Genomic DNA, 15,866 nt, shown 5'->3' with positions numbered 1-15,866 from the left:
ATTAATTAAAAATTGCAATCAGTGTTAGCTCTGTACCCCAAATTAACTAATTAAAAATTATTATCCTCCTCAATTTTTAATTTTTAATTAAAAAAAGGTCAAAACAAAAACCTAGGCGATTGTTGAAAAAGCTTGTAAAATATTGAATCTCGACACATGAAGCATTCTATTTTAATAAAGTTGACGACGGGCAGCTGCTAAAATTATTCGTTGTTCAGCACGAGCGATCGCCTGATATGTTCGCTCAACTGCTTCCGGTTCAACAGAAATGGAAGTTATGCCCCATTCTACTAATTTATCAATGATTTCTGGATAGAGGGCTGGTGCTTGACCGCAGATTGAACAAGGGATGCCGGCACTTTTAGCCATTTGGATGAGTTGAGCGATCGCACTCATAACTGCGGGATGGCGTTCGTTAAATACTTTTGCTAGCTGTCCTTGTTCTCGATCCACTCCCAGCAATAATTGAGTTAGGTCGTTTGTACCAATAGAAATTCCGGCTGCACCTGCTTTTACATATTCTGGCAATAAAAACAGTACGCTTGGCACTTCTGCCATCATCCACAATTGAAACTGCGATACTTCAGTTAAAAAAGCTTGCTCAACTTTGCGACGACAAAAGACAAATTCTTCCACAGTCCGCACAAAGGGCAACAAGAGGTTGACATTGCTGTAACCAGCTTGCTGTACATTTGCTAAAGCTTGTAGTTCTAACTCAAATACTGCGGGATTTCGCAAATAGCTGAAAGTCCCACGTTCACCTAACATCGACTGCGGCGAAGATTCTAAACTATCACTCAACGATGGTAAATCCTGCGATCGCCAATCTAAAGAACGATAAAAAACCGGTCTTGGTGCAAAAGCACGGGCAAACTGCATAATCTGCTCAGACCATAGCTCTAATAATTCTGCTTGACGACCGCCTAAAATCCAACTATTGGGATGTTGCCCAGACAATATATTTAGTACCATCAATTCTGAGCGCAACAATCCCACCCCATCCACAGGGAAGCTTTGCACTTGTTCTATTAAACTGGCCTGACTCAAGTTAACCAGGAGTTGGGTAGCAATCATGGGTAGATGAGAAGTAATAGGAAAATAGGGCGCTTTCGGATTGGGGTAATCTGGGGAAAGAAAATTTACTTCTCCCAGTCTCCCACTTTCCTGCTCTCTAACTCTTTCCATCTCCTCCTTTGAGTTGCCTTTGATGCGATAAATTTCTCCTCTATCGCCATCAAGTAGCAGTCGTTCACCAGTTTGGATTAAGGTTGTGGCAGATGTTGCGTTTACTACTGCTACGATACTTAATTCTCTAGCAAGAATTGCAGCATGGCTGGTTAATCCGCCTTGTTCTGTGATGATACCAGCCACTTGGTGCAGTAATGGTAGCCAATCAGGAGTAATTGTTGGTACTACTAAAATCACTCCCTTGGGTATTTGTTCGGGTTTCTGCTGCGAATTAATAATTACCAGGGCATTGGCTACTACACGTCCTCCGGCTGCTCCTAATCCCCTAATGAATTGTCCGTGGGGAATTACAGATTGGGGAGAACTAATTTGTGTGATGTAGAGCTTGCTAGATGTGGTTTGTTGAGCAATAGTCCATTTAATGGTAAAGATTTTACCTAGTTCACTTACCAGTTGAGTTCCTAAAGCAATTATTTGTTGTAAGTATTCATCTTGTAAAGCATACTGTTTTTGTTGAGCTTCTTGAAGTACGTAGGTATTTAGACAAGTATGATCTGCCGTTATCACTGAGTTTGGTATGGGTGGCGAAAAAGTTTCCGGTGCTGCATCATTCACCCCATAAGCCAGCATTTTATTACCCAACTGTTGCTCAAGCACAACCCCCGTTGCCTGTTGAATGTAGTAAACATCTGGCTGGACTTCGCCTTGAGCGATCGCTAATCCTAATCCCCAAGTAGCTTCAATTTCCCACCCAGAGGAGTTGGCTTTAAGCAAACCACTGGCGATCGCATTCTCAACAGGTTGCACTAAAACTGCTAAATTTATTTGTTGTAGATCAATTCCTGCTCGCTGCCAATATAGGAGACTTCGGGCCCGAAATATCTGGCTCCAAGTGCGCTTTAATCCCCAAGCGATCGCTTCTGGTTCGCACTGGCAAAACACCGACTCCAGCAAACCAGATATATTCTTCATACTTGGGGTAGCAGGTGATACTGCCAAAGTCGGGCGAAGAATTAAACAGCCAGTTTGCCATTCTCTAGCTGCTTGGAAAATTTTACTCACCCACTCCTGTGGCACAGTCGCAGTGAGAATTTCTTGGCGCAAGCGACCAGCTACCTGCTGAAGTTGTCGCCAATTAGCGACATCTAGGTGTAAGGAAGAATGGGGTAAATCAGCCACCAATGACTCTGAACTATTGAGATTTTCGAGAAATCGCCGCAAAATTTCTGCTGAAACCACAAAACCAGGCACTACCGGATACCCTCGCTGCATGATTCTGCTCAAGTAAAACGCTTTGTCTCCTACTTTAGTGCGGTCTTGTAGTTTAATTTGGTCTAGCCAGTAGAGTTTATCCACTCAATTTGTTAGTTGTCAGTTGTCTATTTGTAGCCACAGCCATTTCTTCCTGGTACACGATAATTGAGAAATCGACTAATTTCCTAATAGTAATAGTTTCCAGCATTTACGTTAAATTTGCCGACGCTGTTAGTAGTTAATTGCTAGTTACACGATGTATTTCCTTCATTTAACCTCTTCTCCTTGAAACTAGGGGTTTAGTTGTTCGATTGAGTTGTAAATGGCGATATAGGATTTAATGATTGAGTGTATAGGCTAAAAAAGTATTTCCGAATTGATTAATCGCGCTTACATCCCCACCCACAAAAATATGGTGATATAAGCGAGATCAATAAAAGATTAAAATACTTTTGCCCTATTTTTGTAAAAATATTACGAATTCACCTAGTACAACAAGGCAAAACTAAAAAGAAAGAATGCTGATTTTGTAGAATATCTAGCGATTTTAAATGGGTGGCTTATTTACGCCATGACCTAACTTGTACAGTACGGCAGAAATTTGTCTATCCTTAACAAGGGATTTTGCCTCTTGCCTTGTTAAGCACCAAGTCTTGTTAATTGATGAAGTGATAGCTGGATTTAAGTTGTGCTATCATATAAGATTATTTACACTAAACCAAGCATTGCCAAATACTTACTACCTTGCAACTGATGATTGGCTGAATATCACCTTCAGGCTATGCATTGCCTTGCTGATTGGAGCATTTATCGGCTTAGAACGCCAAATTCATCGCAAACCAGCTGGTTTAAGAACTCACATCCTCGTGAGTTTAGGCTCATCTATGTTTACTCTCGTAATTATGCAAACAGGTGGCTTACAGTCTAGTCATGATGCACTTAGCCGCGTCATTCAGGGAATTGCAGCCGGTATAGGATTTCTCGGTGCTGGAGAAATTGTGCGTCAATCTTCTCAAGAATCACAGCGACCTGAAATTCACGGACTCACATCAGCGGCGGCTATTTGGGTTTCGGCTGCATTGGGAATTGCTGCTGGCTGTGGTTTGTGGCAGTTAGGATTAATCGGTGCTTTGATAACTTTTTTAGTTCTCAACGTTTTTAAAAGGTTAGAAAAACATCAAAATAATTGATAATTAATAATTATAAAAAGCCCTGCTTTCAGGAAGGGCTGTCTTTTGTGCCATGTTATGCTCGTGAAAACTTTTTGCGTAGCCGTCCAAATGGAAACTCTATAAACTGATAAATTAGATAGGCTAATGTAAAAGAAATTAATAGACCAATTCCTGCTTGAAAAACTTTATCCAATTGTGGGAAATACTTCCAAATAAGGAAAAGTACACTGTAATGGACAAGGTATAGTGAATAGGAAAGTATACCAACAAAGCGCACCCACTTTAAATTTAGCACTGTGAAGAATCCCCAATTGGGAAAGCGAATAGCGGTAATAAAGATTGGGTATAAGGCAATTCCTTGGATAGTAAAACGAATAGTTTGTCGAAACTCAAATGAGCGAGATAGACATGTCAAAAGAATCACAATTATTCCTAAAGGCAAAAAGAAATACTTCCAGAGTTTGTTAGAGTAATCTTGTGTATCCAGTATTGGATTACCACTGACTGCCAATGCACAACCAAAGAGAATACTATCTACCCGTGTATCTGTTGAACAAAGTATACGTCCTTCAGATACTGAAAAGCCATAAAATAGAACACACCGCCAAAGTAAGACAGCTAAACATAATCCCCAAAAAATTAGCATTTGCATGCGTGGGGTAATACGTAGTTTACGTAGAAGTAGATAAAAGAGTGGAAAAAGCAAATAGAAGTGTTCTTCTACAGCCAGAGACCAATATACCCAACTGCCGGCAGCCATTCCACCACCAAAAAAAATTCCATAGTAATTGGTATAGTGTAAAAATTGAGCTATAAAGGCTGCTGGGATAATTTTTCCCGGAAGTAATTCTAAGAGTGTTAAGCCAGCTCCTAACCCCAAAACTAAATAGAATGAAGGCCAAATACGTAGGATTCGTCTTAGATAGAAGAACTTAAGATCAATGTTCTCATAGCGATCGTACTCTAGCCTGAGAAGAGTTGTAATTAAATAACCACTGAGAAAGAAAAATATTGTTACACCGAAACTTCCAGGAAAAACCTTTGCAAGTCCTGCATGGGATAAAAAAACAATTAAAAAAGCAATAGTTCTTATTCCATCGAGGGATGGTATGTACATTTTTGAGTGTGCATTTACACCAGAGGAAGCCTTTGGGTTAGCTCCAGGCGAAGATGTTAAGGATTTTTCCACAAATCTTTACTCATTAATGGTACGACATGACACTTTGTATTATATTATATTATGCATAAAATACTTATCTAAGTAAGCGACCAGCTAAAAATGCTTATGCTTGCCCAATCATTATTTTGATGTACTTACTATCAGGGTGTTGGCCAATGTATATTTGGCAGCAATTAGCAGAATATCTTTCTTATTGATGTCGAGTAGTTAACCATCACAGAAGCGGACAAACAGAATATTTTTTTTACAAAAAGCTAAAGGAAGTTTAAAAAAGCCGATTGATAATGCATCGGCTTAACACGCAAGGGACAAGTCGGGAAACCGCAAGGGCGCAGTGGCTCCCCAACCTACCCATAAATTTATCAAAGTCTTAGAGGATGAATGAACAAGTCCTCTTCTTGGTAGCAAAACATTCTAGATCCCCCTAAATCCCCCTTAACAAAGGGGGACTTTGACTCCGGTTCCCAATACTGCTCGGATAAACAGGGGAGGCGAAACTCTTCCCCTGCCGCCATTTCTCCCCCTGCTCAAGAACAGCTTGCCTCAACCAAGAAATTCCAAAACCTACGCAGTATTGCTCCAGTTCCCCCTTTTTTAAGGGGAGCCAGCGCGGTCTTGGGGTCTCCCCAAGTGGAGCGACTGGCGTGGGTTAGGGGGGATCTAAAAGTGTCAAAGTCACAGCGAAATACTTGTTCATTCAACCTCTTAGAATTCAAGGATTCTGATTTTTATTTGACAAGAATAATAGAAGAGCGATAGTCTACTGTTCTTGGATAGCTGCTGTTTTGGGAGGAAACTGAATTTTGGGATCTGGCATAAAATTGTATCTCAAGTAAAATCCTCCCCAGACAAATAGGATAATTAACAACGCACCAATACCAAGGGGACTGGGAAGCCAGAAAACAGCTTCGATGTGGTTTAACTGACCAGGTTGGAGTTTCCACACTAATTGATTGCCATTTTTTTCTGGCTCAATAGCAGTTTCAGTTTGTTGAATGTTTTTGGCTCCCCAAGGAGTCTTCAAACTAAATTCCAAGTCGAGAATTGAGCCAGCATTAGCTATAACGTTACCTTTACTGGCAATTAGAGAGAGCGATCGCAAATCCAAATCGTAAATCAACCGATTTCGGACTAAAAGGAAAAAATAATTCTCTTCCAAAAGCACATTTGATTCAATTTTCGGCAGTGCTGAGTTAGATTCACTCTGCACAGACTCAGAGGGTTGATTTGTTGTACGGGAATTAAAAAACTCGTTGAACTTCTCTTGCAATTCTGTCCCACTACTAAAAGGAATTGTGACGATGATTTCTTCTTGGGAAACTCGCTGCGTTTTACCTTCTAGTTGACGGGCACGGCGTTCTATGGTATTTAACCATTCGTACACAGAATCACCGCTAAAACTGGTTAGCCGCTCTCCCAATTTAATATGCTGTACTAATTCGCCACTGTTTGAATTGTCAAAGTTAAGCCCCACATCGTACTTAACACAGCCAGTCAGTAACAGAGATGTTAACAGTACTAGCCACAAAATAAAATTTCGCATGGGAAAGACGCGGTTCATTCGATTTCGACCATTCAGTGTCAATACAAAACTAAATGGTCTGATGAACCACAAGAAAATCTTTCCGAAAATTGAAGAATTTGAAACCATAAATTTCCCCAAAAGTCAACATGGTATCAGCCAGGGGTTCCTGAAAAATTCAACCAAAGCAAGTATGAGATGGTTAAACCAATTGCAATTAGCGCCACCCAGATAAAGCGATTATCTCTGGTATTGACCTGACTGAGGTCAACAAATTCTGGCTCTGTAGATTTTGGCTTCTGCTGCACAGAAGATTTAGTAGGTTTAGCTGCTACAGAAATTTTGAGTTCATTCTCTTGTAATGTACCCAAATCAGGGATTTGGGTCATCCATTCATTAGGTCTTTTCAGCTTTGGTGCTTTTAAGATGTAAACCATCTGCCTGGCTTGTTTGCTGGTTTCAATATAGGGATGGCGTTTGAGTCTTTCGCAAAGAGCGATCGCATCATCCGTACGTCCAGCCGCTTCATAAGCTGTCACCAGAGAAATTTCTACTTCACCCCCAAAGCGAGAATTACGAGCTAATAGGGCGCTGGCCTTTTCTAAATTTTCTACGGCTTCGCGGTATCGCCCATTTTCAAAGGCAATTTTCCCAGTCTGGTAGAAGGTTTCAGCAATTTCTAAACTTTCTGCACTCACGTCTTATACAAAAATTATCACTGTTTTAATTTTGCCAATACCAGCAATCTTTTTGGAATCTTTTCAAAAGCTGGCAATCTGAAGGTTCAGTTAAGGATTTTTGGTACTGATTTTAGGCTTCGCGATAGCGTCTCGTAGAGAAGTACAATTTCGCTTCTCTACCAAGGATTTTGGGCTTAACTGAACGGTATTGAATTATATTCACCCAAAACTTTTTAAACAATCTCTAAGAGTGCAGTGCAAGGGTAGGTGTAGCTTGTTGTAGACATTCCTAACTCCTATGATGTAAATTGCGAACCGAGAATCATCGTCCCAATGCCAACGTCAGTAAAAATTTCTAGTAACAGAGCATGGGGAATGCGACCATCGATGATGTGTGCTGCTCGGACTCCTTGAGCAAGCGATCGCACACAACAACTAACTTTAGGAATCATCCCACCACTGACTATACCACCAGCAATCAACTCGCGGGCTTCGCGGATATCTACTTTCGGAATCAAAGTAGATGGGTCTTTATAATCTCTTAAAATTCCACTGGTATCGGTCAGTAAAATTAACTTTTCTGCTCCTAGTGCCGCAGCGATTTCTCCAGCTACAGTATCAGCGTTGATATTATAAGCTTGCCCTGTCTCGTCTGCGGCGACGCTGGACACTACTGGAATATAGCCATTACTAGCGAGGGTGTCCAAAATCTTGATATTCACATTGCTGACTTCCCCCACAAAACCGATGTCTTTTTGACCTTGGGGACGGGCTGTAAATAGATTACCGTCTTTACCGCAAAGTCCTACAGCCAATCCACCAGCTTGGTTAATTAGGGCAACAATTTCTTTGTTAACTCGACCAACTAAAACCATTTCCACTACATCCATTGTGGCGGCATCGGTGACTCGCAGACCATTCTTAAATTGTGGTTCAATGCCGAGCTTATCTAACCAACTGTTAATTTCTGGGCCACCGCCGTGGACTACAATTGGCCGCAAGCCCACGCAGGATAAAAATACAATATCGCGGATAACTTTGTCTTTGAGTGTGCTGTCTTTCATTGCTGCGCCACCATATTTAACAACAACAGTGCGACCAGCGAATTGTTGAATATAAGGTAGTGCTTCGCTTAGTACACGCACACGAGTGGCTTCAGTTTGTCTGATGTATTCAGAATCGTTGAGCATCATGAGGAGCCGCCGTTGAGAGTTAAAACCTATTTCAGTCAGTGTAGAAGACTTTGTAACTCCTCACAATCTCTGATGCAAAAATTGAGTATTTTTGTACTAATAAGCCATAGCTGTTTAGTTCGTCTCCGAAATGTGAAAATCTATAAAAGAAGGACTATCAACCAAAATCAAAAATTATCAGGAAAAATATTGATACACCGATTCTCGATCGGCTAATTGAAGAATTAAAAGTGATGCCTGAAGACTTGCAATATCGAGTGCTGAAGTTTGCCCGAACTTTACTAGGTTCGCAAATTCATGGTGTTCCAGGTAAACAATTATTAAATTTTGCAGGTACAATATCACCAAACGATATTCAGTTGATGCGCGAAGCAATTGAAGAAGGTTGCGAACAGGTAGATGATGAGTGGTAGATACCTGCTTGACACTAATATTATTTCGGGTTTATCCTACGGATGACCGAAGTTTGGTAATTTGAGTGTTCCTAATGAGAGACTTGTGGTTTGAGAACGCTAGGAATTACCTCAATTATTCTGTTGGCAATGTCTTCAGGTGTTTCTCCCTCTTGGACAGTGATGTGCAAATCAGCTTGAGAGTAAAGTGGTGTTCGTTGTTCGAGGAGCGATCGTATTACGCTACGCCATAATCTGTATACTGACGCTTATAAGGAGCTTGCAAACCCAAGACAATATCCTCTCGTGGTACTCCCATCATCACTAATTCCTCTGCTGGATTGCGATCGGTTAAATTCTGTTGCAGCCAGATTTTGTTATCTTTAATATCAAAATGCATCACGCATCGATAAATACGATTAAATCCTTGCCAACCGACATTCATCCATTGATAATGATTGCGTTCTGTGTCTAAAGTGAGTTGGACTTCGACATCGTTATCCGAGACATCATCACTGGCATAGTTCGTCAACAATGTTTTAACATACTCTTGATATTTTGTTAGTTTATCCACTCTACAATCACCTCATCTACTGGATTGTAAACAATTAATAGCACCTGATACTGTTTGATCGCAGTTTGAGTAAACTCCAGTTGAAAAAATGTTTTGTACGTATCCAATGGAACTGCTAAGTATAAGACTCGCTCTGGTTCATATCCTGCTAATGCTAGACGGTAACTAAGAAATTGTCCCAAAGCAGAGTAAAAATCTGTAATTGCCGAGGGGTTTAAAAAGCTTTTGATTTCAATTGCTATTTTTTCATTTCCTTTTTCTGCGGCAATTATTTTCTCTACGCCTAAATCAATTTGGAAATTGACTTCCCCAAATTTAAATTTTAACGGATCGCTCGTAATCCTCCATTGTTCTTTTTGCAAAGCTTTTTTAACTGATTGATGAAAAATATCTTTGGCAGACACAGTTAGATTAATATTCCCTATAAATGAGAGACTTGTGGTTTGAGAACGCTAGGAATTACCTCAATTATTCTGTTGGCAATGTCTTCAGGTGTTTCTCCCTCTTGGACAGTGATGTGCAAATCAGCTTGAGAGTAAAGTGGTGTTCGTTGTTCGAGGAGCGATCGCAATTTACCCTTGAGGTCAGCATCTTGCAAGAGTGGTCTGGTGGTATCCTCAGCTAAACGGCTGTAAATGATTTCAACTGGCACATCTAGCCATACGATCAAACCGTGGTGCAAGTAACCCCAATTTTCTCGCCGTAATACAATACCCCCACCAGTTGCTATAGTCAATTTTGTAAAAGCGCAAACTTGTGAAAGTACATCACTCTCAATTTGGCGAAACGCTGCTTCACCCACTTCTGCAAATAACTGACTGACAGATTTACCAGTTGCTTTGGCAATGACACCATCGATATCCACAAACCCATAAGCCAAATGCTTTGCTAGTAAGGGCCCTACTGTCGTCTTACCAACACCCATCATCCCAATTAAGTATAGATTGACTCCTTGTAATAAACTGTCCACCAGTTGCTTCGCTCCATTTATGAGTTCTGAGTACTGAGTCACAGTTTAAAATTATAAACCCAACGACTCATCCGTGCGTGTTCAAGCGATACATGGGTTGGGCTGCGCCAACGCATTTGATTTTCTAAGACTTTGAACACTGAACATTAGCAATTTCCGCAGGAATCAAATCACAAAGTAAACCTCCAATAAATTTATTTTCAACGGGTATCAAGGCTTTTCCTTTGGGGATATCAAATTTACGCATAACTTTTCTAACTAGCAATATTTTGAGTTTCTCCAAATTCATCCTCTATTTAAGAGCAATTAACTGCTCTTATTAATGTATTTAAAGTAACTCAAGCAATAGATTAACGGTATTTCTGAGAAATTACCATAAGTAATCAACGATAAATTTTTCAAGAATGTAGTAATTTTCCTGATATAACCTGGTAATTGCCGTATATAGATTGCAATGCTTAACAAAAAAATTAACATAGCTTGTTTGAAACTTTATCCAAATAATATCTGTCTATTTAAATAATCCGAATTTTTACTTTAGTGGGTATTTTTGAGTATACACAATACTGTGTTTCTAACAGCACGGTGTCGTTAGTCTAAAAATCTAGTTATCACAAGCCACTGTTCAATTCAATGCTTCCCATACGGGTGTAAATAATGACTTATATCCTGCGATCGCCCAAAAAATCTTTATAAAGAGAGAAGTTTCGGTACAAAAACTACTGCATATTTCACCCCAATAAGGCTGAATGAATAAATATAGGATGAATGAGGCGTCAACTATGAATAGAATTCGTGACGTTGTACAAACAGCTTTAGCAACTGGCTATTTGACAGTGGAAGCTGAAAATCAACTACGACAACTGTTGACTACCCCGTATGACTTAGAAGATTTAAATGCTTTCATGGCTTTGCAGGAAGCTGCCATGACTGGTAAGGTCAAACAGGAGTCTAGAGAGCGATGTGGTATCAAGTAGAGACGTAGCAGGGGCTATGTCTCACCGACGGGGGCGTTTATCATCATCCTCAAAATCTTCATCATCCTCAAAAAATTCCCAATCATCATCATCCGCTTGATTAGGAGTTGGCGGCTGATAAGGGGGGATAATTACCCGGTAATCGGCATCATAAATTGATTCAGTTTTTCCGGCAGCGGTATTTTTTGGTTCGCGGTAGCTATAGGAGTAAACTGAACCAGATTGAGAACTGCTTTTGACTTCTGATTGACGTTCGTAAGTTTTTGAGTCTTTAGTAGGTTGAGGTTGAGGATTAGGAGTAGGCGCTTCTTCTGACTTTTCATCAAAGTTCCAATCATCATCTCTACTGCCATTTGTCTCCCAATCATCAAATTCATCACTAGTAGGCTCATCTTTTTTACTAGCTGGTGGTGGAGGACTGGCAGGGCGATATGTAGGTTCTTCTCGTCGGGTTGCCTTTGTTCGAGGTGAAGTTGTGCTTCGGCGGTCAGGAGTTTGGCGTTGTCCCGCCCCAAAATAATTGGATAAGTTAAACAAGGTAGCAATCAATACAGATGTGAAAGCACCTGCGGTAGTACTGAACAAAATCCATATCGCTAGTGGTAATGGTTGAGTTCGCACGCCCAAAAATACTAGCGATAGGGCAGGTGAAAAATTTTGAACTAACAACAGTGTTAGTCCTCCCAGTACTGCCACTAATAGAATTAAGCGAATTACAGCCATAGCAATTTTGTCAGTTGTCAGTTGTCAGTGGTTAGTTGTCAGTGGTCAGTGGTCAGTTATCAGTCTGATTACTCTTCACTAATTACTGTTCACTGACTACTGACACTATCAGCCATCTCTATCATTACCCTTTTAGGACTATTGTGAAATTTCTGATGAGTCCACCGAGAGCGTTAGTGACGACCTTCCCACCTCTGAATTGGAATGCAGTCAATATCTAGTTGATCTAAAGCACGGGCAACTACAAAATCAACTAAATCCTCGATGCTTTTGGGATTATGATACCAGGCGGGAATAGCGGGGACGATTCTCACTCCAACTTCAGCTAAAGAGGTTAAGTTCCGCAGGTGAATTAAGCTAAAAGGCGTTTCTCGCGGGACAATGACCAATTTTCGCCCTTCTTTGAGTTGGACATCTGCTGCCCGTTCTAGTAAATCGGAACTCAAGCCAACTGCTAGCTTTGCGACTGTACTCATGCTGCATGGAATAATTATCATCCCCAGAGTGGCAAAGGAACCACTGGCAATACCGGCTCCAACGTCACCCCAAGGATGGCAACGGAGTTTACCCGAAAGGGCAACTCCCGCTTGCTCTCGCCAAAATTGTTCTTGTTGAATTGGTTCTGGTGGCATCCGAATTTCCTGTTCTGACTGCCAAACCATGTAAGTAGATTTAGAGGCAACCAATTCAATCCTATAATCCGCTTCTAGCAAAAATTTGATCGCGCGAACAGCGTAAATTAGACCAGATGCGCCCGATACGCCTAAAATTAAAGGCTTGGTGTTATTTGACACGTAGGGTTTAGTTTATAAGAGGCAGGGGGCAGGGGGCAGGGGGTAGGGGGAAAGGTACAAACCTCGCCTCTTGTAGGCGAAAGCACCGTTGCTCCAATTCTTTCCTTGGTTGAGAGCAACAACCGTAAGTGGCCTGGTTTTTCTCCCCTGCTCCCTGCTCCCCTGCTTTTTAACTTTACTCATCTTCCGAGTAAGGATCTAGGTCATCAGGCTCCATGTCATTTGGTAAGTATAGGTCTGAAAGTTCCTCATTAGAACCATTACCAGTTAACCCTTTAGCTAGACCATCGCTGCCGACTGTTACCAAATCAATTTGTTGACGGTAGTAATCGACACTCTTAACTTGCACGGCGACGCGATCGCCCAATCGATAAGAAGCGCGATTTTTCCGCCCAAACAATGCCTGTTGTCTGGCGCGATATTCATACCAATCGTCTTTAAGAGAACTGACGTGTACCAATCCCTCTACCCTTAAAGGCACACCAGGATTACTGCTGGCCTCCACTTCGGCGGCTGGTACTTCAATTTCCACAAAGAAACCGTAGGATTGAACGCCGGTAATCACGCCTTGAAATACCTGGCCGATGCGTTGCTTCATCAGTTGGGCTTTTTGCAGTCCGGCTAAATCAGCTTCAGCTTCTTGGACTTCTTTTTCTCGATCGTTGAGTTGGACAATTACCCTAGTTAAATCGCTTTGGAGTTCTTGCTGCAATTCTGGGGGTAAAACGTTCCAGTTAATTTCCTCGTGGCTGGAGGAGTGGCGCAGGTTAACGCGCTCTCTCACACGGGTATTGCGGCGATCGCGTCCGTTTTCGAGTAGGGTGTAATACACTCTCTGCATCAACAAATCTGGGTAACGCCGCAAGGGAGCGCTAAAGTGAACATATTGCGGTAGTGCCAGACCAAAGTGAGATCCTTTGGTGGTGCTGTATGCCGACGGCTTGAGGGTATCTTGTAATAAGTAAGTCAGAACTTGCTCAGAGGGAGATTCTGCAAAAGCTGTGGTCAAATGCTGATAATCTAAGGGTTGGATATCGACTTCTGGATCTAATGTGAGGTCAACGCCTAAATTGACTGCCAATTTCAGCATTTCCTGGACATCTTCGACATCGGGTGTACCTTGGACTCGCCAAATGGCAGGAACACCAAGAGCATTTAAGTGAGTTGCAACCAGTTGATTAACTAACAGTACCAACTCCGTGAGTAGCGATCGCACTGGTAAATCATTCACCACCACAGCGCCGAGAATCCCTTCATCATAATAGGCGTTTTGACTGGGTGGCAGATTCAACTGGAGGCTACCACGATTCAAACGTACCTGTTTTACGGCTGTTTGCAAGGCTTGGAGGTCTTGCAGAATTTGGGAAACCTGTGATGATTTATCTTGTGCAACACCAGTGAGAATTGCTTGAGCAAGTTCCGTACTCAGTGCAGTCTCTACGTTAATGACACTGGGTTGAATTTCCCACTCCAGCACTTCTCCAGATTGGGGATCAATGGTAATTAAGAAAGAGATGGTTAAGCGATCGCTCCCAGGTACTAAAGAACAGCGTTCTACGACTGCTGGGGGCAAAATTGGCAACACTAATTCTCCCAAATACACTGATTTGCCCCGTTTGAGCGCTTCTCTATCTAAAGCTTCATCAGGTTGGACATAGTGAGAAACATCGGTGATATGAACGCCCAAAAGCCAATTCCCGGCTAAGTTTCTTTCTAAACTAAAAGCGTTTTCTATAACTTTGGTATCACCATTTACCCCTTCAATAGTGAGAGTAAACAAGTTACGCAAATCTAGCCGATTTTTCAGGTCTGCTTTGAGTAACTTTTTGGGCAACTTGGCGGCTGCTTCCAACACATTATCCGAAAAAGTCCGGGAAAGGTCGTGTTTGCACGTAACTAAATCTATATCAGCAGCAGCTTCGGCATCACTACCGAGGATTTGCACAACTCGACCAAGGGGAGGATATTGTGCCAACGGGTAACGCAAAACTTCCACATGAACCAGGTGATCGATCGCTTCTTCTAACTTTGCCTCGTTAGGTTGAATCTTCAATTCAAACAGCAATCGATCGTCTAAAGGCACAGCCCTAAAACCAGCTTCCACCTGCTTAATTCGTGCCAGCAAGGTGTGGTTAGAACGTTCTAAAATCAGCTTCACCTCCCCTTCGGGAGAGCGACGGCGACTGCCTTCCTTGAGAACTCTCACCAAAACGCGATCGCCATTCCAAGCATTACTCAGATGACTTTCGCGGATGTAAATATCCTCGGCTCCTTCCACATCTTGAATAGCAAAGCAAAAGCCTTTACTAGAACAACGGAGTTTTGCCTCGATTATTCCCTCTTCTGAGACACGGCGGTACTTGCCCCGTTCTTTGACTAAAATACCGATTTTTTCCAGAACATCTAAGGCGATGTGAAGTTTTTGTAAACTTTTTTCATCTTCACAGCCAAGTTTCTTTTCTAAAACCTTCCGAGCTACCAATTTATCATCGGTGAAATTGGCAAGGAGTGTAGCGATTGAAAATTCCATGCAGTGAACCGACCTTTGGTCAAAACATCATTTTTTGTTTAATCTGGTTCATTCCTGTATACCCTCACGGCTTACAGAAACAAGCTGGAAACGAATTACCCCAAGGCAAGGCTTCCTAAGTTCTAAGGAAAGTAAGCTAACCCAGCAAGAGCGGGAAACTACTCCCACAGTTCCGAGCAAAGGAAGCCCACCCACGGACAACTCTGGGTGTCTACGAACTTCTCACTGCAAGATGCTCAGGACTTACGCAAAACTTTAGCCGAAACCTTTATTTCCAGGTAGGGGCAATTCATCAATTGCTCCTACCTACCACGTGTAGGTTTGCGTAAGTCCTAATGCTCTCAGAATTCGCCTGCGTTCAAGTCTCTTCACCTAACCAAACTAAGAAAGTACGCCTGATTTTAAGATTTAGCCCCGCTAGTGAATTACGCGACGGGTTTTTGAGAGGCTGGGTTTAGAGAATCCATACTGCCCAAAAGCGCTATGCAGGGGAGCCACTGCGCTCAGAGGGGGTTCGGTAGTCCCTCTTTGTTGGTACAACAAGACCGGGCTACCTCACCAAGGGTCGCAAGTGGTGTCGAAACTACAGGTGTTTGATTGTCTAGAGTGAAGGTAATTTTACGCCATTAGAATCTGATTTTAACTAGGAGGAACTGCCGATGAACCCAATTTTCCCACATGTAGAATCGGTAACAATTAGGTGAGCAGCTTAATAAG

14 protein-coding genes and 1 pseudogene are annotated in these 15,866 nt (G+C 41.9%); 3 read left to right on the top strand and 12 right to left on the bottom strand.

Going from position 1 to position 15,866, the window contains the following annotated elements:
- Positions 1 to 171 precede the first annotated feature (171 nt).
- A complete protein-coding gene (locus GTQ43_RS06120) occupies positions 172 to 2,544 on the bottom strand; it encodes a putative PEP-binding protein (protein ID WP_265271555.1) in 2,373 nt (790 codons plus the stop codon).
- Positions 2,545 to 3,167: 623 nt separating this feature from the next.
- Between GTQ43_RS06120 and GTQ43_RS06115 the strand changes: the two genes are divergently transcribed.
- A complete protein-coding gene (locus GTQ43_RS06115) occupies positions 3,168 to 3,632 on the top strand; it encodes an MgtC/SapB family protein (RefSeq protein ID WP_265273678.1) in 465 nt (154 codons plus the stop codon).
- A gap of 55 nt (positions 3,633 to 3,687) precedes the next feature.
- Here the strand turns inward: GTQ43_RS06115 and GTQ43_RS06110 are convergent, their stop codons facing one another.
- The 4 genes from GTQ43_RS06110 to argB form a co-directional block, all read right to left on the bottom strand.
- Positions 3,688 to 4,803, bottom strand: coding sequence for an acyltransferase family protein (locus tag GTQ43_RS06110; RefSeq protein WP_265271553.1), 1,116 nt, complete (start codon positions 4,801 to 4,803; stop codon positions 3,688 to 3,690).
- A 751-nt stretch (positions 4,804 to 5,554) separates the two neighbouring features.
- Positions 5,555 to 6,445: a DUF3153 domain-containing protein gene (locus GTQ43_RS06105; RefSeq protein WP_265271551.1), complete on the bottom strand. Its 891-nt coding sequence runs from the start codon at positions 6,443 to 6,445 to the stop codon at positions 5,555 to 5,557.
- A gap of 26 nt (positions 6,446 to 6,471) precedes the next feature.
- The gene (locus GTQ43_RS06100) at positions 6,472 to 7,014 is read right to left on the bottom strand and encodes a tetratricopeptide repeat protein (protein WP_265271549.1); all 543 of its coding nucleotides are present in this window, start codon (positions 7,012 to 7,014) and stop codon (positions 6,472 to 6,474) included.
- A 278-nt stretch (positions 7,015 to 7,292) separates the two neighbouring features.
- Positions 7,293 to 8,189, bottom strand: coding sequence for an acetylglutamate kinase (gene argB / locus GTQ43_RS06095; RefSeq protein WP_265271547.1), 897 nt, complete (start codon positions 8,187 to 8,189; stop codon positions 7,293 to 7,295).
- A gap of 233 nt (positions 8,190 to 8,422) precedes the next feature.
- Between argB and GTQ43_RS06090 the strand changes: the two genes are divergently transcribed.
- Complete coding sequence (locus GTQ43_RS06090) at positions 8,423 to 8,602, top strand: hypothetical protein (protein ID WP_265271545.1); 180 nt, start codon at positions 8,423 to 8,425, stop codon at positions 8,600 to 8,602.
- A gap of 71 nt (positions 8,603 to 8,673) precedes the next feature.
- Here the strand turns inward: GTQ43_RS06090 and GTQ43_RS06085 are convergent.
- The 4 genes and pseudogenes from GTQ43_RS06085 to GTQ43_RS06070 form a co-directional block, all read right to left on the bottom strand.
- Positions 8,674 to 8,820: pseudogene (locus GTQ43_RS06085) on the bottom strand (shikimate kinase); the annotation flags it as partial.
- Complete coding sequence (locus GTQ43_RS06080) at positions 8,820 to 9,155, bottom strand: XisI protein (protein ID WP_265271544.1); 336 nt, start codon at positions 9,153 to 9,155, stop codon at positions 8,820 to 8,822. The gene GTQ43_RS06080 and the pseudogene GTQ43_RS06085, both read right to left, overlap by 1 nt.
- Complete coding sequence (locus GTQ43_RS06075; RefSeq protein WP_265271542.1) at positions 9,143 to 9,559, bottom strand: XisH family protein; 417 nt, start codon at positions 9,557 to 9,559, stop codon at positions 9,143 to 9,145. The genes GTQ43_RS06080 and GTQ43_RS06075 overlap by 13 nt, the downstream gene beginning before the upstream one ends.
- A 17-nt stretch (positions 9,560 to 9,576) precedes the next feature.
- Positions 9,577 to 10,125, bottom strand: a complete 549-nt coding sequence (locus tag GTQ43_RS06070; protein ID WP_265273677.1) for a shikimate kinase — start codon at positions 10,123 to 10,125, stop codon at positions 9,577 to 9,579.
- 782 nt (positions 10,126 to 10,907) lie between these two features.
- Here GTQ43_RS06070 and GTQ43_RS06065 point away from each other — a divergent pair.
- Entirely contained in the window at positions 10,908 to 11,102 is a 195-nt protein-coding gene (locus tag GTQ43_RS06065) for a hypothetical protein (RefSeq protein WP_265271540.1), read from the top strand.
- A 21-nt stretch (positions 11,103 to 11,123) separates the two neighbouring features.
- Here GTQ43_RS06065 and GTQ43_RS06060 read toward each other — a convergent pair whose 3' ends face one another.
- The 3 genes from GTQ43_RS06060 to GTQ43_RS06050 form a co-directional block, all read right to left on the bottom strand.
- Positions 11,124 to 11,825 (bottom strand): LapA family protein, encoded by a 702-nt coding sequence (locus tag GTQ43_RS06060; protein ID WP_265271538.1) that lies wholly within the window; start codon positions 11,823 to 11,825, stop codon positions 11,124 to 11,126.
- Positions 11,826 to 11,998: 173 nt separating this feature from the next.
- Complete coding sequence (locus tag GTQ43_RS06055; RefSeq protein WP_265271537.1) at positions 11,999 to 12,619, bottom strand: flavin prenyltransferase UbiX; 621 nt, start codon at positions 12,617 to 12,619, stop codon at positions 11,999 to 12,001.
- A 175-nt stretch (positions 12,620 to 12,794) separates the two neighbouring features.
- Positions 12,795 to 15,149 (bottom strand): ribonuclease R family protein, encoded by a 2,355-nt coding sequence (locus tag GTQ43_RS06050; protein WP_265271535.1) that lies wholly within the window; start codon positions 15,147 to 15,149, stop codon positions 12,795 to 12,797.
- Positions 15,150 to 15,866: the final 717 nt, after the last annotated feature.

Origin of the sequence: Nostoc sp. KVJ3 (assembly GCF_026127265.1) — a bacterium.
In the GTDB taxonomy this organism is placed as follows: Bacteria; Cyanobacteriota; Cyanobacteriia; order Cyanobacteriales; family Nostocaceae; genus Nostoc.
This window is presented reverse-complemented; position numbering and strand designations above follow the sequence as displayed.

What these genes read in the sequence shown, in the direction of transcription:
- GTQ43_RS06090 (WP_265271545.1), top strand. Translation starts at nt 8,423, where the DNA reads ATGCCTGAAGACTTGCAATATCGAGTGCTGAAGTTTGCCCGAACTTTA.
- GTQ43_RS06105 (WP_265271551.1), bottom strand. Translation starts at nt 6,445, where the DNA reads ATGGTTTCAAATTCTTCAATTTTCGGAAAGATTTTCTTGTGGTTCATC.
- GTQ43_RS06050 (WP_265271535.1), bottom strand. Translation starts at nt 15,149, where the DNA reads ATGGAATTTTCAATCGCTACACTCCTTGCCAATTTCACCGATGATAAA.
- argB (WP_265271547.1), bottom strand. Translation starts at nt 8,189, where the DNA reads ATGATGCTCAACGATTCTGAATACATCAGACAAACTGAAGCCACTCGT.
- GTQ43_RS06065 (WP_265271540.1), top strand. Translation starts at nt 10,908, where the DNA reads ATGAATAGAATTCGTGACGTTGTACAAACAGCTTTAGCAACTGGCTAT.
- GTQ43_RS06060 (WP_265271538.1), bottom strand. Translation starts at nt 11,825, where the DNA reads ATGGCTGTAATTCGCTTAATTCTATTAGTGGCAGTACTGGGAGGACTA.